Annotated in this window: 21 protein-coding genes, 2 tRNA genes and 1 pseudogene; 6 read left to right on the forward strand and 18 right to left on the reverse strand. The window is 70.1% G+C overall.

Annotation, left to right across the window (positions count from 1 at the left end; genetic code table 11):
• Positions 1 to 109: 109 nt before the first annotated feature.
• A complete protein-coding gene (gene pknB / locus IE295_RS12450; RefSeq protein WP_190063657.1) occupies positions 110 to 2134 on the forward strand; it encodes a Stk1 family PASTA domain-containing Ser/Thr kinase in 2025 nt (674 codons plus the stop codon).
• A 76-nt stretch (positions 2135 to 2210) separates the two neighbouring features.
• Here pknB and IE295_RS12455 read toward each other — a convergent pair whose 3' ends face one another.
• The 6 genes and pseudogenes from IE295_RS12455 to IE295_RS12480 all read right to left on the reverse strand — a co-directional run bounded on the left by IE295_RS12455 (position 2211) and on the right by IE295_RS12480 (position 6372).
• Positions 2211 to 2903 (reverse strand): class E sortase, encoded by a 693-nt coding sequence (locus IE295_RS12455; RefSeq protein WP_190063658.1) that lies wholly within the window; start codon positions 2901 to 2903, stop codon positions 2211 to 2213.
• A gap of 47 nt (positions 2904 to 2950) precedes the next feature.
• Positions 2951 to 3718: pseudogene (locus IE295_RS12460) on the reverse strand (class E sortase); the annotation flags it as partial.
• Positions 3719 to 3858: 140 nt separating this feature from the next.
• Positions 3859 to 4497 (reverse strand): aminodeoxychorismate/anthranilate synthase component II, encoded by a 639-nt coding sequence (locus IE295_RS12465; protein ID WP_086568713.1) that lies wholly within the window; start codon positions 4495 to 4497, stop codon positions 3859 to 3861.
• The gene (locus IE295_RS12470; RefSeq protein ID WP_190063659.1) at positions 4494 to 4697 is read right to left on the reverse strand and encodes a hypothetical protein; all 204 of its coding nucleotides are present in this window, start codon (positions 4695 to 4697) and stop codon (positions 4494 to 4496) included. The genes IE295_RS12465 and IE295_RS12470 overlap by 4 nt, the downstream gene beginning before the upstream one ends.
• Before the next feature lie 76 nt (positions 4698 to 4773).
• Entirely contained in the window at positions 4774 to 5592 is an 819-nt protein-coding gene (locus IE295_RS12475) for a class E sortase (protein WP_190063660.1), read from the reverse strand.
• Positions 5593 to 5610: 18 nt separating this feature from the next.
• The gene (locus tag IE295_RS12480; RefSeq protein ID WP_190063661.1) at positions 5611 to 6372 is read right to left on the reverse strand and encodes a DUF881 domain-containing protein; all 762 of its coding nucleotides are present in this window, start codon (positions 6370 to 6372) and stop codon (positions 5611 to 5613) included.
• Between the two features lie 144 nt (positions 6373 to 6516).
• Between IE295_RS12480 and crgA the strand changes: the two genes are divergently transcribed.
• Positions 6517 to 6774: a cell division protein CrgA gene (gene crgA / locus IE295_RS12485; protein WP_190063662.1), complete on the forward strand. Its 258-nt coding sequence runs from the start codon at positions 6517 to 6519 to the stop codon at positions 6772 to 6774.
• Positions 6775 to 7172: 398 nt separating this feature from the next.
• On the opposite strand, the gene IE295_RS12490 is transcribed toward crgA, so the two are convergent.
• On the reverse strand, positions 7173 to 8036 hold the full coding sequence (locus tag IE295_RS12490) for a rhomboid family intramembrane serine protease (RefSeq protein WP_190063663.1): 864 nt from the start codon (positions 8034 to 8036) through the stop codon (positions 7173 to 7175).
• Between the two features lie 129 nt (positions 8037 to 8165).
• Positions 8166 to 8693 (reverse strand): peptidylprolyl isomerase, encoded by a 528-nt coding sequence (locus IE295_RS12495; protein ID WP_190063664.1) that lies wholly within the window; start codon positions 8691 to 8693, stop codon positions 8166 to 8168.
• Between the two features lie 226 nt (positions 8694 to 8919).
• On the opposite strand from IE295_RS12495, the gene IE295_RS12500 reads away from it, so the two are divergent.
• Together IE295_RS12500 and IE295_RS12505 are read left to right on the forward strand one after the other, a co-directional pair.
• Positions 8920 to 9570 carry a DUF5324 family protein gene (locus IE295_RS12500; protein ID WP_190063665.1) on the forward strand — a complete coding sequence of 217 codons (651 nt, stop codon included), beginning with the start codon at positions 8920 to 8922 and terminating at the stop codon, positions 9568 to 9570.
• Positions 9571 to 9759: 189 nt separating this feature from the next.
• Positions 9760 to 9996, forward strand: coding sequence for an acyl-CoA carboxylase epsilon subunit (locus tag IE295_RS12505; RefSeq protein ID WP_190063666.1), 237 nt, complete (start codon positions 9760 to 9762; stop codon positions 9994 to 9996).
• A gap of 113 nt (positions 9997 to 10109) precedes the next feature.
• Here the strand turns inward: IE295_RS12505 and IE295_RS12510 are convergent.
• A tRNA-Ala gene (locus IE295_RS12510) sits at positions 10110 to 10182 on the reverse strand.
• A gap of 117 nt (positions 10183 to 10299) precedes the next feature.
• Here IE295_RS12510 and IE295_RS12515 point away from each other — a divergent pair.
• Both IE295_RS12515 and IE295_RS12520 read left to right on the forward strand, forming a co-directional pair.
• Complete coding sequence (locus IE295_RS12515; RefSeq protein WP_190063667.1) at positions 10300 to 10845, forward strand: helix-turn-helix domain-containing protein; 546 nt, start codon at positions 10300 to 10302, stop codon at positions 10843 to 10845.
• A 51-nt stretch (positions 10846 to 10896) separates the two neighbouring features.
• On the forward strand, positions 10897 to 12099 hold the full coding sequence (locus tag IE295_RS12520; protein ID WP_190063668.1) for a serine/threonine-protein kinase: 1203 nt from the start codon (positions 10897 to 10899) through the stop codon (positions 12097 to 12099).
• 161 nt (positions 12100 to 12260) lie between these two features.
• Here the strand turns inward: IE295_RS12520 and IE295_RS33405 are convergent, their stop codons facing one another.
• From IE295_RS33405 to dnaN, 9 genes are all read right to left on the reverse strand, one after another.
• Complete coding sequence (locus IE295_RS33405) at positions 12261 to 12395, reverse strand: DLW-39 family protein (protein WP_003958712.1); 135 nt, start codon at positions 12393 to 12395, stop codon at positions 12261 to 12263.
• Positions 12396 to 12555: 160 nt separating this feature from the next.
• Positions 12556 to 12629, reverse strand: a tRNA-Ile gene (locus IE295_RS12530).
• Between the two features lie 72 nt (positions 12630 to 12701).
• Positions 12702 to 13376 carry a DUF3566 domain-containing protein gene (locus IE295_RS12535; RefSeq protein WP_224323022.1) on the reverse strand — a complete coding sequence of 225 codons (675 nt, stop codon included), beginning with the start codon at positions 13374 to 13376 and terminating at the stop codon, positions 12702 to 12704.
• A 405-nt stretch (positions 13377 to 13781) separates the two neighbouring features.
• On the reverse strand, positions 13782 to 16412 hold the full coding sequence (gyrA, locus tag IE295_RS12540) for a DNA gyrase subunit A (protein ID WP_190063669.1): 2631 nt from the start codon (positions 16410 to 16412) through the stop codon (positions 13782 to 13784).
• A gap of 50 nt (positions 16413 to 16462) precedes the next feature.
• On the reverse strand, positions 16463 to 18502 hold the full coding sequence (gene gyrB, locus IE295_RS12545; protein ID WP_190063670.1) for a DNA topoisomerase (ATP-hydrolyzing) subunit B: 2040 nt from the start codon (positions 18500 to 18502) through the stop codon (positions 16463 to 16465).
• Positions 18503 to 18860: 358 nt separating this feature from the next.
• On the reverse strand, positions 18861 to 19406 hold the full coding sequence (locus IE295_RS12550) for a DciA family protein (RefSeq protein ID WP_190063671.1): 546 nt from the start codon (positions 19404 to 19406) through the stop codon (positions 18861 to 18863).
• A gap of 13 nt (positions 19407 to 19419) precedes the next feature.
• Entirely contained in the window at positions 19420 to 20544 is a 1125-nt protein-coding gene (gene recF / locus IE295_RS12555; RefSeq protein WP_190063672.1) for a DNA replication/repair protein RecF, read from the reverse strand.
• Positions 20545 to 20580: 36 nt separating this feature from the next.
• The gene (gene gnd, locus IE295_RS12560; RefSeq protein WP_190063673.1) at positions 20581 to 21459 is read right to left on the reverse strand and encodes a phosphogluconate dehydrogenase (NAD(+)-dependent, decarboxylating); all 879 of its coding nucleotides are present in this window, start codon (positions 21457 to 21459) and stop codon (positions 20581 to 20583) included.
• 237 nt (positions 21460 to 21696) lie between these two features.
• Positions 21697 to 22827, reverse strand: coding sequence for a DNA polymerase III subunit beta (gene dnaN, locus IE295_RS12565; protein WP_190063674.1), 1131 nt, complete (start codon positions 22825 to 22827; stop codon positions 21697 to 21699).
• Positions 22828 to 23671: the final 844 nt, after the last annotated feature.

Here is a 23671-nt window from a genome sequence, read left to right on the forward strand (position 1 = left end):
CGGGTGACGGTGGCGCCCGGAAGGCGCCCATCGCGCCGGGTACGGTATGCCGGACAGCACACCGCCGGACCCACGCCGGTGAGGTCAGGAACACGGAAGGGCTGGAGCTATGGAAGAGCCGCGTCGCCTCGGCGGCCGGTACGAGCTGGGCTCGGTGCTCGGCCGCGGTGGCATGGCCGAGGTCTACCTCGCGCACGACACCCGGCTCGGCCGCACCGTCGCCGTGAAGACGCTGCGGGTCGACCTGGCCCGCGATCCGTCCTTCCAGGCCCGGTTCCGCCGTGAGGCCCAGTCGGCCGCCTCGCTCAACCACCCGTCGATCGTCGCCGTGTACGACACCGGCGAGGACTACGTGGACGGGGTCTCGATCCCGTACATCGTCATGGAGTACGTCGACGGGTCCACCCTGCGCGAGCTGCTGCACTCCGGCCGCAAGCTGCTGCCCGAGCGGTCGCTGGAGATGACCATCGGCGTGCTGCAGGCGCTGGAGTACTCCCACCGGGCCGGCATCGTCCACCGCGACATCAAGCCCGCCAACGTCATGCTGACCCGCACCGGACAGGTGAAGGTCATGGACTTCGGCATCGCCCGTGCGATGGGCGACTCCGGCATGACGATGACCCAGACCGCGGCCGTCATCGGCACCGCCCAGTACCTCTCGCCCGAGCAGGCCAAGGGCGAGCAGGTCGACGCGCGTTCCGACCTCTACTCCACCGGCTGCCTGCTCTACGAGCTGCTGGCGGTCCGTCCCCCGTTCATCGGCGACTCGCCGGTGGCCGTGGCCTACCAGCACGTGCGGGAGGAGCCGAACCCGCCGAGCATCCACGACCCCGAGGTCACGCCGGAGATGGACGCCATCGTCCTCAAGGCGCTGGCCAAGGACCCGGACTACCGCTACCAGTCCGCCGACGAGATGCGCGCCGACATCGAGGCGGCCCTCGAGGGCCAGCCCGTGGCCGCCACGGCCTCCATGGGGGTCGTCGGCTACGGCCAGGACCAGCCGACCACCATGCTGCGGTCCCAGGACCACGCGGGCGCGGCGGGCCAGACGTCGATGATGCCGCCGGTCGCCGACGGCGGCGGCTACGGCGGCTACGACGACCACTCCGGCGGCCACCGGGGCGGGAACGGCGGCAAGAAGAGCAACCTCTCGACGATCCTGCTGGTCGTCGCGGGCATCCTGGTGCTCGTCGGCGCCATCTTCATCGGCCGCTCGCTCTTCAGCGGCGGCGGCAACAACGACGAGGTCTCGGTCCCGAAGCTGGTCGGCGAGTCGATGGCCGACGCCCAGAAGCTGGGCCAGAACGGGGACTTCAAGGTCGTCGAGACCGAGAAGAAGCCCTGTGACCAGCCCAAGGGCAAGATCTGCGAGCAGGACCCGGGCGTCGGCGCCAAGGTGAAGCGCGGCGGCGACGTGAAGGTCAAGGTTTCGACGGGCAAGGAGAAGATCGCCGTCCCGGACGTGACCGGCCAGCAGTTCGACGCCGCTAGCAAGGAGCTCGAGAGCAAGGGCTTCACCGTCACGAAGAAGGAAGAGGAGTCCGAGCGGACCCCCGGCGTGGTCACCGCCCAGGACCCCAAGGGCGGCGACACGGCCGAGAAGGGCACGGAGATCACCCTCACGGTCGCCACGCCCGCCGCGACCAAGACCATCCCGTCGGTGGTCGGACAGACCTTCGACGCGGCCAAGAAGCAGCTCTCCGACCTCGGCTTCAAGGTGGTCAAGGAGGAAGAGGACTCCGCGACCGTCCCGGCCGGCTCGGTGTCCCGCCAGAGCCCCGACGGCAACACCTCGGCCAGGGCAGGCTCCACGGTCACCCTGTACGTCTCCAAGGGCGGCGCGAAGGTCACGGTGCCCAGCGTGCTCCAACAGAAGCTGAAGGACGCCAAGAAGACGCTGACGGACGCGGGTCTGAAGGTCGGCAGCATCAACGGCCCGCAGGACGACAACGCCGTGGTCGTCACCGCCGACCCGGGCGCCGGTGCCCAGGTCGCCAAGGACACCCCGGTCAACCTCATGACGCTGGCCGGCCCGCCCAACCCCGGCACCGGCGGCCAGACCGGCGGTCAGACGGGCGGCAACCAGGACATCGGCGGCCTCTTCGGCGGCTTCACCGGCGGCCGACGCAGCTGATCGGCCACTGAGACACGCGAAAGCCCCGGCGCCATCCCGATGGCCGCCGGGGCTTCTTCGTGCCGTGTGGGCGCCGCTAGCGCAGTTCCTTGGGCGGTGTGCGCTTGGCGTCGACCTTCTCCGTGCGCTGCAGTTCCGCCCAGACGATGTAGCGGTAGTCGGAGGTGTAGACGGGCGTGCAGGTCGTCAGGGTCAGGAAGCGGCCCGGCTCGGTCCTGCCGGACTCCTTCGGGACGGGGTTGATCACGTCCGTGTTGAAGCGCGAGGTCTCCTTGAGCTCGGCGAAGACCTTGTAGACGTACCAGACGTCGCGCGTCTCGAAGACGACCGGGTCACCGGTCCTGATCTTGTCGATGTTGTGGAACTTCGCGCCGTGCCCGTCGCGGTGTGCGGCCAGGGTGAAGTTGCCGCGCTTGTCCCAGGGCATAGCGGCCTTCACCGGCTCGCGGTAGAAGCCGGCGACGCCCTCGTTGAGCACCTTGCTGCCGGTGCCGGGCTTGACCAGCACCTCGCCGTTCCGCATGGCGGGCACGTGCAGGAAGCCGATGCCGTCCTTGGTGTCCAGGGCGCCCGGGCCGGAGGGGGACTTCGCCCAGGTGTCGCGCACCTGGTTGCCCTGCTTCTTCGCCTCGCGGTCGGCCAGGACGTTCGTCCACCACAGGGAGTAGACGACGAAGAGGGCCATGATCACGCCTGCTGTGATCAGCAGCTCGCCTATGACGCTGACGGTGGCGGCGATGCGCCCCCGTACGCGGTCTGTCCGTGCCACAGACGTTCGTACCCCGCTTCGCTGTTCTGGTGCGTCTCTCGCGTGTCTCAGTCGACGAGCGCGTCCGGCTTTCCCTTGCTCCGGGGCCGCTCGTCGACCATCTTGCCCCACACGATCATGCGGTACGTACTGGTGAACTCGGGGGTGCAGGTGGTCAGCGTGATGTACCGGCCGGGCCCGGTGAATCCCGAACCGGCGGGTACGGGCTCGATGACCCGCACGTTCGCGGGGGACGTCTGTTCCAGACGGCTCGTCATCTCATATGTGTAGAAGGCGCTGCTGGTCTCGACGACGATCTTGTCGCCGGGCTTCAGCCGGTTGACGTAGCGGAACGGTTCGCCGTGGGTGTTGCGGTGGCCGGCGAGCGCGAAGTTGCCCGTGCGGTCCCAGGGCATGGCGGTCTTGAGCGGGCGTTCCGCGTAGTGGCCGACCATGCCGCGGTCCAGCACCTTCTGCTTGCCGATGCCCTGGGCGATCGGGGCCTTCACGTCCAGCTTGGGGATGTAGACGATGGCGAAGCCCTGGCCCGGCGAGAACTCCCCCGCGTCGCGGTCGGCTCCGGCGCCGGCGCCGTCCCAGCTGTGCTGCAGGTCCTTGGTGGCGCCGCCCGCCTGGCGCTGGGCGATGACGTTGGTCCACCACAGCTGGTAGGCGACGAACAGCAGCATCACGACGCCGACGGTGATGAACAGCTCGCCCACGAACCGGCTCACGATCACGCCGGGGCTGTCCTTGCGGGCGCGCGCGGCGCGCCGGGCCACCCGGCGGCGCTCCGCGCGCCCTCCGGTGGCGTCCGGCGGCGCGGGCTCGAGGCGGCGCAGCGTCATCGTCGGGACGTCCTCGGGCGGCAGCGGCTGCGAGAGGGAACCGGTGCCGTACGCGTGGTGCGTGGCGCCCTGCGGCGGCCGCCCGGCCGCCGCCGTACTCCAGGGGTCCTGCTCGGGCCGGAGCGTGGTCACGCTCCGGCCTTGCCCACCACCGGGGCCAGACCGGCCGAGCGTTCCACCGCCCCCGTGTCGCCGCAGGCGGCGAGCCAGTTCGCGAGCATCCGGTGGCCCCATTCGGTGAGCACCGATTCGGGGTGGAACTGCACGCCCTCGACCGGCAGGTCGCGGTGGCGCAGGCCCATCGCGATGCCCGTGTCGGTCCAGGCGGTGATCTCCAGCTCGTCCGGCCAGCTGTCCCTCTCCACGGCCAGCGAGTGGTAGCGGGTGGCCGTGAAGGGCGAGGGGAGGCCCTGGAAGACGCCCTTGCCCTCGTGCGTGACCGGCGAGGTCTTGCCGTGCAGCAGCTCGGGGGCGCGGTCGACGACGCCGCCGTAGGCGACGGCCATCGACTGCATGCCCAGGCAGACGCCGAAGACCGGCACGCCGGTGTTCGCGCAGTGCCGCACCATGTCGATGCACACGCCGGCCTGTTCGGGCGCCCCGGGACCGGGGGACAGCAGGACGCCGTCGAAGCCGTCCTGGGCGTGCCCGGGCTCGACCTCGTCGTTGCGGCGCACCTCGCACTCGGCGCCGAGCTGGTAGAGGTACTGCACGAGGTTGAAGACGAAGCTGTCGTAGTTGTCCACGACGAGGATGCGCGCGCTCACCGCGTGTACCGCCATTCCGTCATTGCGCCGCCGGCGGGCATGCCGTTGTCGACCGTCACATCGTTGAACGGCAGCAGCGGTTCCGCCCAGGGGAAGACGTACTGGAAGAGGACGTAGACCGTCCCCAGCACGAGCAGCAGCGACATCAGCGCCTTCACCCATGCGTTGCCCGGCAGATGACGCCAGATCCAGACGTACATGCTCTACCCACTCGCCGATGGTCGGTTCAGTACTGTGCGGCACCAGCCTAAGGGGCGACACGCCGTGGGAGGGGGGTCAGCCGGACAAAGCCGCGGGCTTGCCCCCGGCGGCCGGGCGGGTGTCCTCCAGATGGGCCCAGACGATCAGCCGGTGGCTGTGTCCCCACTCCGGATCGCAGGTGGTGAGCGTCAGATAGCGGCCGGCCTGCCGGTAGCCCGCGGCCGCCGGGACGGGGTCGAGCACGGCGGTGTCACCGGGCCGCGTGCGGTACGGGCGGGTGTCCACGCGGTACGTGAACCAGGTCGTCCCGTCGCCGAGCACCACGGCGTCGCCGGGGCGCAGCTCGTCGAGGTCCTTGAAGGGGTCGCCGTAGGTGCGGCGGTGGCCGGCGACCGCGAAGTTGCCCGTCTCGCCGAGGCGGGCGGTGCGTTCGTAGTGGCCCAGGCCCTTCTTGAGCAGCTCGGTGCCGGTGCCCTGGAGGACGGGCTTGACCCAGCCGGGGCCGAAGCGGGGGATGCGCATCACGGCGAAGGGCGCGCCCGAGCGGTAGGCGGTGCGGGAACCGGGGACGGTCGGGTGCCGGGTTCCGCTGCCCGGCGGCCGGGGGGCGGCGGCGTCCGGGGACGGCGGCCGTTCTCCCGCGCGGGGCGGCGGGGCCGGGGGGTCGTTCTCACCGGTGTCCGGGGCGGGTTCGGCGCCGGGCCCGGACCCCGGCCCGGCGGGCTCGGCCGGCCCGGCCGCCCACCGCTGCTCGAGGCGGTCCAGTTCGGTCGCCATCGCGCCGTCCGCGCGGACCGATGTCCAGTACAGGACGTACACCACGAAAAGGACGATCAACGTGCCGATGGTCAGGCACAGTTCGCTGAGCGTGCGGACGACGAGCCGTAACCCCATCGCCGGCTCCCTCCCGGGTCACCCCACGGGCTTGGCGTAGTGGAGATCCACTGTGCCCGAGTATCCGGGCAGAGTCACCGCGTCGTGCTGGTCGACTTTCCAGCCGAGGCCGTAGGCGTTGACGTACTGCAGGTAGTTCTGGATCGCGGGGGACTCGTCGAGGGCCTTGCGCAGGGCGCCGCGGTCGCCGACGGCGGTGACCTTGTAGGGCGGGGAGTAGACGCGGCCCTGGAGGATGAGGGTGTTGCCGACGCAGCGGACGGCGCTGGTGGAGATCAGCCGCTGGTCCATGACCTGGATGCCCTTGGCGCCGCCCTTCCACAGGGCGTTGACGACGGCCTGGAGGTCCTGCTGATGGATGACCAGGTCGTTGGGCTGGGGCTGGGGTACGCCGGGGATCCTGGCGGTGGCGTTGGGCGGGGCGTCCGTGAGGGTGACGGTCATTCCGGTGCCCTCGAGCTTGCGGGTGCCGGCGGCGGTCTCCAGCGCGGTGAGCTTGCGGTCCTGCGCGGTGTCGCCGGTGTCGCGCCGGGCGAGGGCGTCGACCTGGGCCCGGGCGCCGGCGGCGCTGTCCTCGAGGTCGCCGTTCTTGCGACTGCGCTCCTGGATGAGGTCGGACAGCCGCAGCATCGAGTCGTCGGTACGGATGTTGGTGCCCTGCGCGGTGTTGAAGCTCATCCAGAAGATGAGCCCGGCCAGTGCGAAGACGCCGCCGGTCAACAGTCGTACCGGACGGAACCGCCGGACGGGCGCACCGGTGGAGTCGGCAGAATTGCTCAACGTACCCTTATCCTCTCCGACGCCGCGGAAGCACTACGCTAACGGACGCCCGGGGGAAGGCGGCGTTCCCGTCGCTCCGGCCCCGGCGGACAGGCCCTTTAATCCCAGCGCGGTCACGCAGCGCATCGACAGGAGAGTTCCCTCGTGCCGAAGTCACGGATCCGCAAGAAAGACGACTTCACGCCGCCGCCGGCGAAGCAGCAGCAGAACATCAAGCTGACCTCCGGGCGCGGCTGGGTGGCACCCCTGATGCTGGCGATGTTCCTGATCGGGCTGGCGTGGATCGTGGTCTTCTACGTGACGAGCGGCGACATGCCGATCCACTCCCTGCGCAACTGGAACATCGTGGTCGGCTTCGGCTTCATCGCCGCGGGATTCGTCGTCTCCACGCAGTGGAAGTAGGGCCCGTCCCGGACGGAGCGGAGGGCGCCCGGACCACGGCCGGGCGCCGCACCCGTAAAGCTCGGCCCTGAGCTTGCCGGGCAGTTATCCACACCCTCGTCCACAGTGGGGAAAAACTCAGACTGTCTGTGGATAACTTCCCCGGCGTTGACGCCGGTGTGACTGATCGCGCGCGCTGCGTATCGATGGCCGCACCGGCGCCTTCCCACAGAAACCCAGCTCAGAGGCCTGACCGCGGGGACGAACACATGTTCCCCACATCGTGCACAAGATTCCCCGCCCGTTGTGGACAACCTGTGCGTCCACCGATGTGGGTGAGGTGCGCCGGGCCCCGGAAACGGGCCCGTTCAGGGGTCCCCAGGGTTCCTCAGGAGTCCGCGAGAGTCCTCAGAGGGTCCTCAGGGAGTCAGCTGCAGCGTCCGTACGCCCACCACGGCGATGATCGCCAGCAGCGCCGCCGCGCACGTGAGGCGCTGGACGAGCACCCGCTTCTCGCGGGGCGCGTGCACCATTCCGTACGCCACCGCCGTGCCCACCACCAGGCCGCCGACGTGGGCCTCCCAGGCGATGTTGCTCCAGGTGAACGTGAAGATCAGGTTGAGCACCAGCAGGATGATGACCGGGCGCATGTCGTAGTTCAGCCGGCGCAGCAGCACGGCCGTGGCGCCCAGCAGTCCGAAGATCGCACCGGAGGCGCCCAGCGAGGGCTGGTTCTCGGCGGCGACCATGTAGGTCAGCGCGCTGCCTCCGAGGCCCGACAGCAGATAGAGCGCCAGGTAGCGCGCGCGGCCGAGGGCCATTTCGAGCGGGGGGCCGAGCCACCACAGCGAGAGCATGTTGAAGGCGATGTGCATCGGCGTCTGGTGCAGGAAGGTCGCCGTCAGCAGGCGGTACCACTGCCCCTCGGCGACGCCCTCCAGCGGGCCGCCCTCCGTCAGCGCCGCCCGCCCGAACAGCTCGAGGCTGTCGAGCAGGGTGCCGTCCGTGGCCATCACGGCGATCCACAGGGCGACGTTGATCCCCAGCAGGATCTTGGTCACCAGGCGCGGATCGTCCACATGGGCGCCGCCCGCGATCGTGCGCGGCGCGTTCGCGCGGGGGGCGTGACCCGTACCGGAACCGCTGCTCACACACTCCGGGCACTGGAAGCCGACCGAGGCGCTGACCATGCACTCGTGGCAGATGGGGCGTTCGCAGCGGGTGCAGCGAATGCCCGTCTCCCGGTCCGGGTGCCGGTAGCAGCAGACGGCCTGGTCGCTCATGCTCTCCCCTTGCCCCTGTCGCGGGCCGGTCGGCCCTGGGCCGGCGTGCCCCTGTCTGCACCGCGCGGCCCCGCCCGTCATACGCACGGGCGGGGCGGCAGGTTCCCGTGGGGCCGTACGACCCTGGGGTCAGCGCTTCTCGACGACGACCGACTCGATGACGACGTCGTTGACCGGGCGGTCGGTGCGCGGGTTGGTGTCGGTGGTCGCGATGGCGTCCACGACCTTCTTCGAGGCGTCGTTGGTGACCTCGCCGAAGATGGTGTGCTTGCCCGTCAGCCACGCGGTCGGCGAGACGGTGATGAAGAACTGCGAGCCGTTGGTGCCCGGTCCGGCGTTGGCCATGGCGAGCAGGTAGGGCTTGGTGAAGGCGAGGTCGGGGTGGAACTCGTCCTTGAACTTGTAGCCGGGGCCGCCCGTGCCGTTGCCCAGCGGGTCGCCGCCCTGGATCATGAAGCCCTCGATGACGCGGTGGAAGACCGTGCCGTCGTACAGCTTGTCCGTGGTGGTCGCGCCGGTCTCGGGGTTCACCCACTCGCGCTCGCCCTGGGCGAGCTCGACGAAGTTCTTGACCGTCTTGGGCGCGTGGTCCGGGAGAAGCCGGATCTCGATGTCGCCCCGGTTGGTCTTCAGGGTGGCGTAGAGCTGCTCAGCCACGATCTACCTTCCATAGTCTTCGCTGACGACTGACGATCCTCGCACGGCGCCTTCGCGGCGAGTAACCATCAAAGCCCCGCGCGCGGCGGCGAAGCATGGCATTGTCGACCGAAGCCCCCCTTTGACCCGGATGCCCGCTCGCACATGCCGCACCGCCCATCGGCAGGCATGATTTTTCAATGGGTGGAAAGGCGACAAACCATACGCCACCGAGGAGGAGGTTCTCGTGACCCGCAAGGACAGCGTGCGCGCCGCGACCAGCACCGCCAAGGACAGCGTGCGCCACGCCGCGGAAGTGGTGGCGCCCTATGCCGGCACCGCGAAGGACGCGGCCGTGCACTACGCGCATGAGGCCCGTACCCGGCTCGCTCCCAAGGTCGCCGAGGCAGCGCACCAGGCCCGTTCGCAGTACGACGCACATCTCCATCCCCGTCTCGAGCATGCTCGGGACGCCCTGCCGCCCAAGATCGACCACGCCGCCGTGCGGGCCCGCGCCGTCGCCGAGCCGGTGCGGGACGAGGCCCTCTCCCGGGGCACGGCCGCGCTCGCCGCGCTGCGCGGGGAGGTGTCGGCGGACGACGTGCGCAGGCTCAGCCGCCGCCGGGGCCGCCGCGGCCGGGCGGGCCGGGTGGCCAAGCGCCTGGTGGTGCTGGGCATCCTCGCCGGCGGGGCCGTCGCCGTGTGGAAGTGGTGGGACAAGCAGGCCAACCCCGACTGGCTGGTCGAGCCCCCGGAGGCCACCGAGCCCGGGGAGCGGTCCCCGCTGACCTCCGTCGACGGCAGCGCCGCCGGCACGCTCGACCCGGAGGTCCAGGCCAAGCAGGACCGGGCGGACACGGAGGCGTCGTCCCCGGACGACAACGGCCCCCAGCACTGACCGGCGCGCGGGCGGGCGCCCGAACGGGACGGCGGGCCCGGAGACCCTCGGGGTCTCCGGGCCCGCCGTCGTCCGTGCCCGTGCGCGGCCGTCACTCTTCCGGAGGTACCCCGCTTCCCGTCCACCGGTGAACGGGCGCACGGTGGAATGCGTCCCCCGGCAACCCGGTACGGCAGTGAGGCTCCGCCCATGAACGACGACCTGACCGCGGCCCTCGGCCCCACGACGGTTCGGGTGACGCGCGGCCGCCCCGACCCCGACGAGCTCGCCGCGCTGGTCATCGGCCTCGCCCTGTGCTCGGGCGAGCCGCCCGGCGACTTCCCGGAAGGGGGCTCGGCGCTGCCCACGCCCCACTGGACGACGCTCGCCGCCTTCCGGCCACCGGCCTGCTGGACGAGCCCCCGGCTGCGGAACACCGAATTCTGACCCACGGATCACATGGATCCCAGTGGTCTCAGCGGCCGCGACGCCATTCGCGCCAACCCCCTACAGCAAAACCCCCCGACCCGCATTTACGCAGGTCAGGGGGTTTTTTCTTGTGGAGCCTAGGGGAGTCGAACCCCTGACATCTGCCATGCAAAGACAGCGCTCTACCAACTGAGCTAAGGCCCCGTCGGGGACCAGACTACCCGGTGCCTGGAGTGTTTCCCGACCGGGTATCGCCGCGACCCACCACTCTCCGTAGGATGCACCGCAAGATTCGCTGCAGCGAAGCGAAGGGGAGAGCGAATGGACGCAGCACAGCAGGAAGCCACCGCCCGCGCACGGGAGCTGCAGCGCAGCTGGTACGGGGAGCCGCTGGGGGCGCTCTTCCGTCGCCTCATCGACGACCTCGGCCTCAACCAGGCCCGCCTCGCGTCCGTCCTGGGCCTGTCGGCGCCCATGCTCTCCCAGCTGATGAGTGGTCAGCGGGCGAAGATCGGCAACCCTGCCGTCGTCCAGCGGGTCCAGGCGCTGCAGGAGCTCTCCAGCCAGGTCGCCGACGGCAGCGTGAGCGCCGCCGAGGCCGCCGAGCGGATGGAGGAGGTCAAGAAGAGCTCGGGGGGCTCGGTCCTCAACTCCACGCAGACGACGGCCAGCAGCGGGGCGCCGACCGTGCGCCGGGTGGTGCGCGAGATCCAGTCGCTGCTGCGGTCGGTGGCGGGCGCGGGGGACATCATCGACGCCGCCGGGACGCTCTCCGCCTCCCACCCCGAACTGGCCGAGTTCCTCCGGGTGTACGGCGCCGGCCGGACGGCCGAGGCCGTCGCGCACTACGAGGCGCATCAGAGCTGACCGTGCCGGGGCGGGACCGGTGCCGGGGGAAGCGGGGGCGACGCGTCGGACATGGGTGAGCTCTTCGCTGGGCGGTACGAGCTGGTGGACCCGATCGGGCGGGGCGGGGTGGGAGCCGTCTGGCGGGCCTGGGACCAGCGACGGCGGCGTTATGTGGCGGCGAAGGTGCTGCAGCAGAGCGACGCCCACACGCTGCTGAGATTCGTCCGCGAGCAGGCGCTGCGCATCGACCATCCCCATGTGCTGGCGCCGATGAGCTGGGCGGCGGACGACGACAAGGTGCTGTTCACCATGGAGATGGTGGGCGGTGGCTCGCTCGCCCATCTCATCGGGGACTATGGGCCGTTACCGCCGCATTTCGTGTGCGTCCTGCTGGACCAGCTGCTGTCCGGTCTCACGGCGGTGCACGCGGAAGGAGTGGTGCACCGGGACATCAAGCCCGCCAATCTCCTTTTGGAAGCGACCGGAACGGGCCGGCCGCATTTACGGCTCTCCGATTTCGGGATCGCCATGCGCAAGGGCGAGCCCCGGCTGACGGACACCAACTTTGTGATGGGTACGCCCGGTTACTTCGCGCCGGAGCAAATGCTGGGCGAGGAGCCCGACTTCCCCGCGGACCTCTTCGCCGTCGGCCTGGTGGCGCTCTATCTGCTCACGGGCCGGAAACCGGACGCCGAAGCGCTGGTGGAGCGCTTTCGGGAACAGGGCGTGCCGAATGCCCCCGAGGAGGTGCCCGCGCCCCTGTGGGAGGTGATCGCGAATCTGCTGCACCCCGATCCGTACGCCCGCTTCCGCACCGCCGCCGGGGCGCGCAAGGCCCTCGCCGCGGCCGTGGAGCTGCTGGGCGAACCTCCGGCCGATGAGGAAGAGATCGAGGTCTTCGACCAGCTGGGCCCGCTGCCGCCGGGATTCGGCCCGGGCGGCCCGGAGCGGCACCCGGGGCCCCCACCCGGACCGGAAGCCGGGACGACACCCCGGCAGCGCCCCCAGGCAGCCGCCTACGGACCGCCGTACGGGCCGCCGCATGCGCCGCCCCACGTACCGCCGCGCCCGAACTACCCGCCCACGCGCCCCTACACCGCCCCACGGCCCGTTCCCCGGGCCTTGCCGCAACCGCCGGCCCGGGAGGGCCCGGCGATGCCCGTACGGGCCGTGCGCGGGCACTCGGGGCCGCCCGCGAAGGTGGCCGTACCGGTGCTGATCGTCGCGCTGCTCTGCATCGCCGTGGGGGTGTGGGCGCTCACGGCCGGCTGAGCCGGCCGAAGGGGACATTCTTCACTTTCGCAATCATTTTATTTGCGAACGCAACAAAATCGTTCCGGCAGGCACACCGCCCGGCCGGAACGAGCCGGATGGAACGAGACAGGGCCCCGACCGCCGAAGCGGTCAGGGCCCTGCATCAGGCTTGTTGTGGCTCACACACCCGAACCTGCGGGCACGGAGTCGGTCGCCTCCGTCCACAGGTCCTGCTCGGCGCGATCCGCCTGGATCTGCCGGTACACGAGGAGCCCGCCGATGGCGGCCAGTGCGACCAGGAGCAGCTTCTTCACCGCGCGACCTCGTCTTTCCTTGACGTAAGGGGACCTCTGGTGGCCGATGATACACACCGGCCGATACCGATCGGTGACCTGCGTCCGGCCCGCCCGCGGTCGGCGAACTCCCAAAAGCGATCGGCCCGGACGGAGAATTCCGTCCGGGCCGATCGTGCGGTGGGGCTAACAGGACTTGAACCTGTGGCCTCTTCCTTATCAGGGAAGCGCTCTAACCGTCTGAGCTATAGCCCCTCGCGACACCGAAAGATTAGCGCACGTGGGGCCCAGTCCCAAAATCGTGTCCGGGCCCCGTGCGCACGAGTGCTACTCGTCCTCGGCGAGAGTGAGCTCGACGCCGCCCACGAAGCCCGCCGAGAGGTTGTAGACGAAGGCGCCCAGCGTCGCCAGGGCCGTCGCCAGCACCACGTCGATCACCGCGATCACCGAGGTGAAAAGCAGGACGTGCGGCAGCGACAGGAACGACTCCAGGTCGAAGCCGCCGCCCTCGCCGGAGGCGGTGGCGTCACTGACCGTGCCGCCGACGGCGGAGAAGACGCCCATGGTGTCCATGACCAGCCACAGCACGGTCGCGGCCACGATGGTGCACACGCCCAGCGCGACGGACAGCAGGAAGCTGACCTTCATCACCGACCACGGGTCGGCCTTGGCCACCCGCAGCCGGGCCTTGCGCGTGCGCGGGGCGGTGACGTCGGCAGGGGCCGTACGGGCCGCCGGACGCGGCGCGGGGGCCTCGCTGCGGCCCGCGGCCTCGGCGGGCGCCTGCCGGGCGGCGGGGACGGTCTTCGCCGCACCCTTGGCGCCCTTGGCGCTCTTGCCGCCGGCGGCGGCCTTGGCGGTCCCGGCTTCGGAAGCGGAACCGGAAGTGGAAGCGGAACGCTCGGCCGGAGGCTCGTAGGCCTTCGGCGGGTGGTACGGCTGCGGACCTCGGGTCTCCGTCACAGTCTTCCCCCTGCCTGCGGGCCCGGTCCCGCCGTCCACGGAGCCGGCGTCGTCGGCGCCGGCCTTCTTGTCACCGGCCTTGTCGGCGGCGGCCTTCTTCACGGCGACCTTCTCGTCGCCGGTCTTCCCGGCCGCGACCTTGTCGTCGGCCGCGTTCCCGTCGGCCGCCTTCTCGCCGGTGGCCTTGGCGTCGGTGGCCTTGGCGTCGGCCTTGTCAGCAGCCTTGTCGGCGGCAGTCACGGCCACCCGGGGGTCCGGCTTCCCGGCCGGCTTCCCGTCGCCCTTGGCGCCGGCGTCGGCCTTGGCATTGGCGCCGGCGTTGCCGGGCTTGTCCGTATCCGTATCCGAGCCACGGGCACCGGTCTTGCCGGTGGCGGGCCGGGCAGGGTCCCGCCGCTTGGTACCCGCACCGCCGTCGGCGGTGCCCGTGGCTCGACTCACGACTTACTCCTCGGTGTCCTCGACCGGGGGCGCGATGCCCTCGGCCGCCTCGGACCCGTCGCCGTCGGCTGCGTCGGTCAAGTCCTCGACACCCTCAGCCTCGCGACCGGCCTCGGCGTTCCGGGCGATGCCCACGACGGCATCGCGCTTGCCCAGGTTGATCAGTTGGACGCCCATGGTGTCACGGCCCGTCTCCCTGACTTCGTTGACCCGTGTACGGATCACGCCGCCGCTCAGCGTGATGGCGAGGATCTCGTCGGTCTCCTCGACCACCAGAGCACCGACGAGCGATCCGCGGTCCTCCACGATCTTGGCGGCCTTGATGCCGAGGCCGCCGCGGCCCTGGACGCGGTACTCGTCGACGTTCGTCCGCTTCGCGTAGCCACCGTCGGTGGCGGTGAAGACGAACGTACCGGGACGGACCACATTCATCGAGAGGAGCTCGTCCCCCTCGCGGAAGCTCATGCCCTTGACACCGGACGTGGCCCGGCCCATGGGACGCAGCGCCTCGTCCGTCGCGGTGAAGCGGATGGACTGGGCCTTCTTGCTGATGAGCAGCAGGTCGTCCTCGGCGGAGACCAGCTCGGCGCCGATCAGCTCGTCCTCCACGCCGCCGTCGGTCTCGCGGAGGTTGATGGCGATGACACCGCCGGAGCGCGGCGAGTCGTAGTCCTTGAGCGAGGTCTTCTTCACCAGGCCCGACTTGGTGGCCAGCACCAGGTAGGGCGCCGCCTCGTAGTCGCGGACGGCGAGGATCTGGGCGATCTTCTCGTCCGGCTGGAAGGCCAGCAGGTTGGCCACGTGCTGGCCGCGCGCGTCCCGGCCGGCGTCCGGCAGCTCGTACGCCTTGGCGCGGTAGACCCGGCCCTTGTTGGTGAAGAACAGCAGCCAGTGGTGCGTGGTGGAGACGAAGAAGTGGTCGACGATGTCGTCCTGCTTGAGCTTCGTGCCGCGTACGCCCTTGCCGCCGCGCTTCTGCGAGCGGTAGTCCTCGGTCTTGGTGCGCTTGACGTAGCCACCGTTGGTGATGGTGACGACGATGTCCTCCTCGGCGATGAGGTCCTCGATGGACATGTCACCGTCGAAGGGGATCAGCTTGGAGCGCCGGTCGTCGCCGAACTTCTCGACGATCGCCGTCAGTTCCTCACTGATGATCATGCGCTGCCGCTCGGGCGAGGCGAGGATGGCGTTGTACTCGCTGATCTTCGCCTGCAGCTCGTCGTGCTCGGCGGTGATCTTCTGGTGCTCCAGGGCCGCCAGGCGGCGCAGCTGCATCTCCAGGATCGCGTTCGCCTGAATCTCGTCGATCTCCAGGAGGCCCATCAGGCCCTCGCGCGCGGTCTCGACGGTGTCGCTGCGCCGGATGAGCGCGATGACCTCGTCGATGGCGTTGAGGGCCTTGAGCAGGCCGCGCAGGATGTGGGCGCGCTCCTCGGCCTTGCGCAGCCGGAAGCGGGTGCGCCGGACGATGACCTCTACCTGGTGGGTGACCCAGTTGCGGATGAAGGCGTCCAGCGACAGGGTGCGCGGCACGCCGTCCACCAGCGCCAGCATGTTGGCGCCGAAGTTCGTCTGCAGGTCGGTGTGCTTGTAGAGGTTGTTGAGGACGACCTTGGCGACCGCGTCCCGCTTGAGGACGATCACCAGGCGCTGGCCCGTGCGGGACGAGGTCTCGTCACGGACGTCGGCGATGCCGCCGATCTTGCCGTCCTTGACCAGGTCGGCGATCTTCTGCGCGAGGTTGTCCGGGTTGACCTGGTAGGGCAGCTCGGTGACCACCAGGCACTGGCGGTTCTGGATCTCCTCGACCTCGACCACCGCACGCATGGTGATCGAGCCGCGGCCGGTGCGGTAGGCCTCCTCGATGCCCTTGCGGCCCACCACGAGGGCGCCGGTCGGGAAGTCGGGGCCCTTGATCCGCTCCATGAGCGCCTCGAGGAGCTCCTCGGACGTCGCCTCGGGGTTCGCCAGGAACCACTGGGCGCCCTCGGCCACCTCGCGCAGGTTGTGCGGAGGGATGTTGGTGGCCATGCCGACCGCGATGCCCGCCGAGCCGTTGATCAGCAGGTTGGGGATGCGGGCCGGCAGGACCGTCGGCTCCTGGTTGCGGCCGTCGTAGTTGTCCTGGAAGTCGACGGTCTCCTCGTCGATGTCCCGGAGCATCTCCATGGACAGCGGCATCATCTTGCACTCGGTGTACCGCATGGCGGCGGCCGGGTCGTTGCCCGGGGAACCGAAGTTGCCGTTGGAGTCCACCAGCGGCATGCGCATCGACCAGTGCTGCGCCAGGCGCACCAGGGCGTCGTAGATCGAGGCGTCGCCGTGCGGGTGGTACGTACCCATGACGTCACCGACGACGCGGGCGCACTTGTAGAAGCCCTTCTCGGGGCGGTAGCCGCCGTCGTACATCGCGTAGAGCACGCGGCGGTGCACCGGCTTGAGGCCGTCCCGCACGTCGGGGAGGGCACGCGAGACGATGACGCTCATCGCGTAGTCGAGGTACGAGCGCTGCATCTCCGTCTCGAGCCCGACGGGCTCGACACGCATCCCCACGCCCTCCAGCGGCGCGGGCGCGCCCTCGGGCGTCACCTCGGGCACGGGAGCGGTGGGAGTCTCAGGGGTCTCGTCGGCCATTGGTGTTCAAAGTCCTTTCGCGCTGCGGCTGTTTCTCGTGGCCGACAGGCTCAGATGTCGAGGAAGCGGACGTCCTTGGCGTTGCGCTGGATGAAGGAGCGCCGGGCCTCGACGTCCTCACCCATGAGCACCGAGAACAGGTCGTCCGCCTGCGCGGCGTCGTCCAGGGTGACCTGGCCGAGCACGCGGTGGTCGACGTCCATCGTGGTGACGCGCAGCTCCTCGGCGTTCATCTCGCCGAGACCCTTGAAGCGCTGGACGGAGTCGTCCTTGATCCGCTTGCCGTTCTCCCGGCCGAGCTGGATCAGCGCGTCGCGCTCGCGGTCGGAGTACGCGTACTCGATCTCGTCGCGACCCCACTTGATCTTGTAGAGCGGGGGACGGGAGAGGTAGACGTGCCCCGCCTCGACCAGCGGCCGCATAAAGCGGAAGAGGAAGGTGAGCAGCAGGGTGTTGATGTGCTGACCGTCGACGTCGGCGTCCGCCATCAGGATGATCTTGTGATAGCGGAGCTTCGAGATGTCGAAGTCCTCGTGCACACCGGTGCCGAAGGCCGAGATCAGCGCCTGGACCTCGGTGTTCTGCAGGATCTTGTCGACGCGCGCCTTCTCGACGTTGAGGATCTTGCCTCGGATCGGGAGGATCGCCTGGTACTGCGGGTTCCGGCCGGACTTGGCCGAGCCGCCGGCGGAGTCACCCTCGACGATGAAGATCTCGCACTTGGTCGGGTCGTTCGACTGGCAGTCGCTCAGCTTGCCCGGCAGGGAGGCGGTCTCCAGCAGGCCCTTGCGGCGGGTCAGGTCGCGCGCCTTGCGGGCGGCGACCCGGGCCGTGGCGGCCTGGATGCCCTTGCGGATGATGTCCGCGGCCTCGTTGGGGTTGCGGTCCAGCCAGTCCGTGAGGTGCTCGTGGACGACCTTCTGGACGAAGGTCTTGGCCTCGGTGTTGCCCAGCTTGGTCTTCGTCTGGCCCTCGAACTGCGGCTCGCCGAGCTTGACGGAGATGATCGCGGTCAGACCCTCGCGGATGTCCTCGCCCGTGAGGTTGTCGTCCTTCTCGCGGAGCAGCTTCTTGTCGCGGGCGTAACGGTTGATCAGACCCGTCAGCGCGGCGCGGAAGCCCTCCTCGTGGGTACCGCCCTCGTGGGTGTGGATGGTGTTGGCGAAGCTGTAGACACCTTCGCTGTACTGGCTGTTCCACTGCATCGCGACCTCGAGGGAGAGCATGCGCTCCTTGTCCTCGGCCTCGATGTCGATGACGGTCGGGTGGATCAGCTCGCCCTTGCGCGAGTTGAGGTACTTCACGAAGTCGACGATGCCGCCCTCGTAGTGGTACCCGACCGTGAGCGCCTTGCCCTCCTCGTCGACGTGGTCGGCCCGGAGGTCGGTCAGCGAGATGCGCAGGCCCTTGTTGAGGAAGGCCATCTCCTGGAAGCGCCGCGAGAGCGTCTCGAAGGAGTACTCGGTGGTCTCGAAGATGTCGCCGTCGGCCCAGAACGTGACGGAGGTGCCCGTCTCGTCGGTCGCCTCGTTCTTCTGGAGGGGGGCCGTGGGGACGCCGAGCTTGTAGTCCTGCGTCCAGCGGTGGCCGTCGGTCCTGACCTCGACCGCGACGCGCGTCGACAGGGCGTTGACGACCGAGACGCCGACGCCGTGCAGACCACCGGAGACGGCGTAGCCACCGCCGCCGAACTTGCCGCCCGCGTGCAGGACGGTCAGCACGACCTCGACGGCGGGCTTGCCCTCGGAGGGGACGATGCCGACCGGGATGCCCCGGCCGTTGTCCACGACGCGCACACCGCCGTCGGGCAGGATCGTCACATCGATGGTGTCCGCGTGACCGGCCAGGGCCTCGTCGACGGAGTTGTCGACGACCTCGTACACAAGGTGGTGGAGGCCGCGCTCACCGGTGGAGCCGATGTACATACCGGGCCGCTTGCGGACCGCGTCCAGTCCCTCCAGCACCGTGATCGCGCTGGCGTCGTACGACGATGCCTCGCCTCCGGGCACGGTGCCCGGGGTCTCGGAGGGGTTGGTGTTCTCGTTGGGGTTGCCGGAATCGGCCACGAAGCGCCCTTTCTGGCACAGCACAGGCCTTCCCTGCTGCGGCGGGGGTGTCCGGGGCAGGCAGGAGCGGCTGCGTCGTTCAGCGTGTATCGACGAGTCCCGCGATTCCGGCGGGATTACTACACAGTGTACCGGTGGCACTGACATGAATGGGGGTTTGGCGGTGCCTAGGTCCTCATGTGCCGCCCTGAACCGGCATCAGCCGACTCCCTATATGGGGACCGGGGCTCCAAGAGGCTCACGGAGGCACTCAGCGCTTCGGGCTGTCAACCGCCCGCTACCGTGAGCGGAGTCTCAGCCGTCGGCGGGCGTCACTCGGTTCACCGCCGCGACGTCCCACGGCCGATCCGGGGTCGGTTCGGGGGCGATTCGCGGCGTCCGCTCACCCGTAGGTGTCGCCCGGCCCCGTGCTCCCCGGGGCGCGCAGCGGCCCGTACCGGCGCCCGGGGCCGCCGGGCCCCAGCACCTTGATCATCTTCACGGTCCCCTGGCCCAGGTCGTCGTTCAGCCGGGCCACCAGCTGGGGCGCCAGCAGCCGCAGCTGCGTCGCCCACGCCGTCGAGTCGCACTGCACCGTCAGCACCCGGGCGTCCTCGTCGTAGCGCTGCGGCTCGCAGTGCAGCGCCACCTCCGGGCCCACCATCTGCGGCCAGCGGCCCATCACCCCGCCCACCGCGGCGGGCGTCTCCCAGCCGCGCTCGGTGATCAGCCGGTTGATGGCCGCGCCCAGGGGCAATGGATCCCGCCCGTCGGCGCGCGCGCCGGAGCGCAGGCCCCCGCGCCGCGCCTGCTTCTTCTGCTGCGCCGCGTTGCCCTTGGCCCGCGCCTGCTCCTTGGCGGCCCGCAGGGCCACCCGCGCCAGGTCCACTCCCGAGGGCTCGGGGGCCTTGGCCTGCGGCGCCGCCGGCTTCTCGCCGTGTCCGTTCATGCCCGGTGTCCGTTCACGCGCGCTCGACCCTGCCCTCGGCGACCGCGTACCGCGTGCCCGTCAGCACACTTGGTACATCGTCGTCCACAGCCGCCGTCACCAGCACCTGCTCACCGGGGGCCACCATCTCCGCCAGCCGCTCGCGGCGGCGGGCGTCCAGCTCGGCGAAGACGTCGTCCAGCACCAGCACCGGCTCGTTGCCCTCCGAGCGCAGCAGCTCGTACGACGCCAGGCGCAGCGCCAGCGCGTACGACCAGGACTCGCCGTGGCTGGCGTAGCCCTTGGCCGGCAGCTGGCCGAGCTTGAGCAGCAGCTCGTCGCGGTGCGGACCGACGAGCGTCACGCCGCGCTCGATCTCCTGCTTGCGCGCCTCGCCGAGGGCGGCCAGCAGGACCTCGTACAGCTCCTCGCGCGTCCGGGCACCCTCCACGCCAGCCGGACCGCGGTAGTCGAAGGAGACCGGACCGCCGCCGGGCGCCAGCTGCTCGTACGCCTTGTCGGCCAGCGGCCGCAGCGTCGCGATCAGGTCCAGCCGCTGCGCCAGCAGCTCCGCGCCGGACCGGGCCAGGTGCTGGTCCCAGATGTCGAGGGTGGACAGGTCCATGCCGCGGCCGCCGTGCCGGCGGGCCATGGCGGCCGACTTCAGCAGGGTGTTGCGCTGCTTGAGGACGCGCTCGTAGTCCGAGCGCACGCCCGCCATGCGCGGGGCGCGGGCGGTGATCAGCTCGTCCAGGAAGCGGCGGCGCTCGCCGGGATCGCCCTTGACCAGCGCGAGGTCCTCCGGGGCGAACAGCACGGTGCGCACGATCCCCAGCACGTCGCGCGGCCTGACCTGGGAGGAACGATTGATCCGGGCCCGGTTGGCCCGGCCCGGGTTGAGCTCCAGCTCGATCAGCTGCTGCCGCTCCCCCTGGACGACGGCGGCGCGGATGACCGCGCGGTCGGCGCCCATGCGCACCAGGGGCGCGTCGGAGGAGACCCGGTGGCTGCCGAGGGTGGCCAGATAGCCGACCGCCTCGACGAGGTTGGTCTTGCCCTGGCCGTTGGGGCCCACGAAGGCCGTGACGCCGGGGTCGAGGGCCACCTCGGCCCGGGCGTACGAGCGGAAGTCGGCGAGCGACAGATGCGAGACATGCATGGTTGCGCGCCGACCTCCCCCGGCAACTGCTGGGTGTTACTTCTTGCTCTCGACCGCGTGGCCACCGAACTGGTTGCGCAGCGCCGCGATCATCTTCATCTGCGGGGAGTCCTCCTGGCGCGACGAGAAGCGCGCGAAGAGGGAGGCCGTGATCGCGGGGAGCGGCACGGCGTTGTCGATGGCGGCCTCGACCGTCCAGCGGCCCTCGCCGGAGTCGGCCGCGAAGCCGCGCAGGCCGTCCAGGTGCTCGTCCTCGTTCAGGGCGTTGACGGCCAGGTCGAGCAGCCAGGAGCGGATGACCGTGCCCTCCTGCCAGGAGCGGAAGACCTCGCGCACGTCGGTGACGGAGTCGACCTTCTCCAGCAGCTCCCAGCCCTCGGCGTAGGCCTGCATCATCGCGTACTCGATGCCGTTGTGGACCATCTTGGCGAAGTGGCCCGCGCCGACCTTGCCCGCGTGGACCGAGCCGAAGTCACCCTCCGGCTTGAGCGCGTCGAAGATCGGCTGGACCTTCGCCACGTGCTCGGCGTCGCCGCCGTACATCAGGGCGTAGCCGTTCTCCAGGCCCCAGACACCGCCGGAGACGCCGCAGTCGACGAAGCCGATGCCCTTGGCCTTCAGCTCCTCGGCGTGCTTCTCGTCGTCGGTCCAGCGGGAGTTCCCGCCGTCGACGACGATGTCGCCGGGCGACAGCAGCTCGGCGAGCTCGTCGATGGTGGACTGGGTCGCGGCACCGGCCGGGACCATGACCCACACGACGCGCGGACCCTGCAGGGAATCCACAAGCTCCTTGAGGCTGTGGACATCCGCCAGGTCGCGGTTGCGGTCGTATCCGATGACGGTGTGGCCTGCGCGGCGGATGCGCTCGCGCATGTTGCCGCCCATCTTGCCGAGACCGACGAGACCGAGCTCCATCAGTGATCCTTCATGCCGTAGTCGTCCGATGCGTACCGGAGGTACTTGCTCCGAGCCTACGCCCGAGGGTCGGTGCACAGCTGTGGGCTGGGGCGCTCATCGGGTGAGGCGCCCCGGTCCACAGGCGGTCGCGGTCCTGTGGACCGCGCGCTTCCCTGGGCGTCTGCCCGGGAAGCGCGTCGGCACACCGCGTCGCGCACGGGGGAGGCCCCGCGCAGGAGGCCGTGTCCCGGGGCGTCAGCCCGACAGGCGCACCGGCATGATCAGGTACTTGTACGCCTCGTCGGCCTCGGCGTCGACGGCGGGCTTGCCGCTGAGCAGGGCCGGCTTGGTGGACGTGGTGAAGGACAGCTGGGCGACCGGCGAGTCGATCGCGGACAGGCCCTCCAGCAGGAAGCCGGGGTTGAACGCGATCGAGATGTCGTCGCCCTCGAGCTGGGCGTCGACCCTTTCCACAGCCTGTGCGTCGTCGCTGGAACCGGCCTCCAGGATCAGCACGCCCTGCTCGAAGCTCAGACGGACCGGGGTGTTCCGCTCGGCGACGAGCGCCACGCGCTTGACGGCCTCGACGAACGGGGCGGTCTCGATCACGGCGACGGAGTTGAACTCGGTCGGGAAGAGCGTGCGGTACTTCGGCAGGTCGCCCTCGAGCAGGCGGGTGGTCGTACGCCGGCCGGCGCCCTCGAAGCCGATCAGGCCCTCACCGGCACCGGAGCCGGACAGCGCGATCGAGACGGTGTCGCCGCCGCTGAGCGACTTGGCGGTCTCCAGCAGCGTCTTGGCGGGCACCAGGGCGACGGCGGAGATGTCCGGGGTCTCCGGCTTCCACATGAACTCGCGGACCGCGAAGCGGTAGCGGTCGGTGGAGGCGAGGGTGACGGTGTCGCCCTCGATCTCGATCCGCACACCCGTGAGCACCGGCAGCGTGTCGTCACGGCCGGCGGCGATGGCGACCTGGGCGGCGGCGGAGGCGAAGACCTCGCCCGGCACGGTGCCCGTGGCGGTCGGCATCTGGGGCAGGGCGGGGTATTCCTCCACAGGCAGGGTGTGGAGTGTGAATCGCGAGGAGCCGCAGACCACGGTGACCCGCACGCCGTCGGTGGAGATCTCCACAGGCCTGTTGGGAAGTGCGCGGCAGATGTCGGCGAGCAGGCGGCCGGAGACGAGGACGGTGCCGTCCTCCTCCACATCGGCCTCGACGGAGACGCGGGCGGAGACCTCGTAGTCGAAGCCGGACAGGCTCAGGGAGCCGTCCTCGGCCTTCAGCAGCAACCCCGCGAGGACCGGCACCGGCGGACGGGCCGGGAGGCTGCGGGCCGCCCAGGCCACTGCCTCCGCGAGTACATCGCGCTCCACCCGGATCTTCACCGGAACCGCCTCCTGCTTGTTGCTGGCTCGCCCTGCTGGCTTCTTCGTCGGCTTCAGTCGCCGGAGACCAGTCTGACGCACGCCACCGACAGTCGATGCGGCTGGCGGTCAAGTCGAGGTCCGGGGCGTGGCGCGGCGATCAGCCGCTTCATCCACAGCACCCACTTCGAAACGAGTTCTCCGCTACATCTCTGTGGTCGTAGTAGTAGGGCCTGTGGAAACCGTGGAAAACTTCCTTTGCCCAGGTCAGGCCGGATTTTTTGTCCACCGGCCCTGTGGGTGGCGGCGGTGGATAACCGGGGGGTTCTGTGGACCGCGGAAAGTTCTGCACACCCGGTGCACAGGCAGGGCCCACTTCTCCCCAGGTGCGTCCCCAGGTTTACCCACGTTGCCCACAGGCCAACCCGGCACCTTGGTGTGACGCCTTTCACTCGGTGCGGTGAGCTTCGGCGTTTCGTTGCCGAACAGTGGACAGGCGTGTGGAAAGACTGTGTATAACACCGGTCCTCCTGTGGGCGGCCGGTGGACAACGTCCGGGGCCGCTGTGCACAAGCCGCCTGTCCACAGGCTGTGGAACCCCGTCGACCACAAATCCACACCCCCCTGACCTCGCCTGATGGCATATCAACAGCCTGGTCTGTGGACACCGTATGGATAACTTCCCGGTCCCCAGGGTGTGGACAGGGCCTTCCGGCCGAATCTGTGGAGAACCGCCAGGTCAGGACCGTAATTCGAACAGACCGGGGAGCGCGGGGGACGGCCTGGGGACGGCCGGGAGCGGCCCGGGAGCGGTTCGGGAGCGGTTCGGAGGCGGTTCGAGGAGGTTTCGGGGGGCGGTTCAGGG

The organism is Streptomyces griseocarneus (assembly GCF_014655595.1).
GTDB lineage: Bacteria > Actinomycetota > Actinomycetes > Streptomycetales > Streptomycetaceae > Streptomyces > Streptomyces griseocarneus.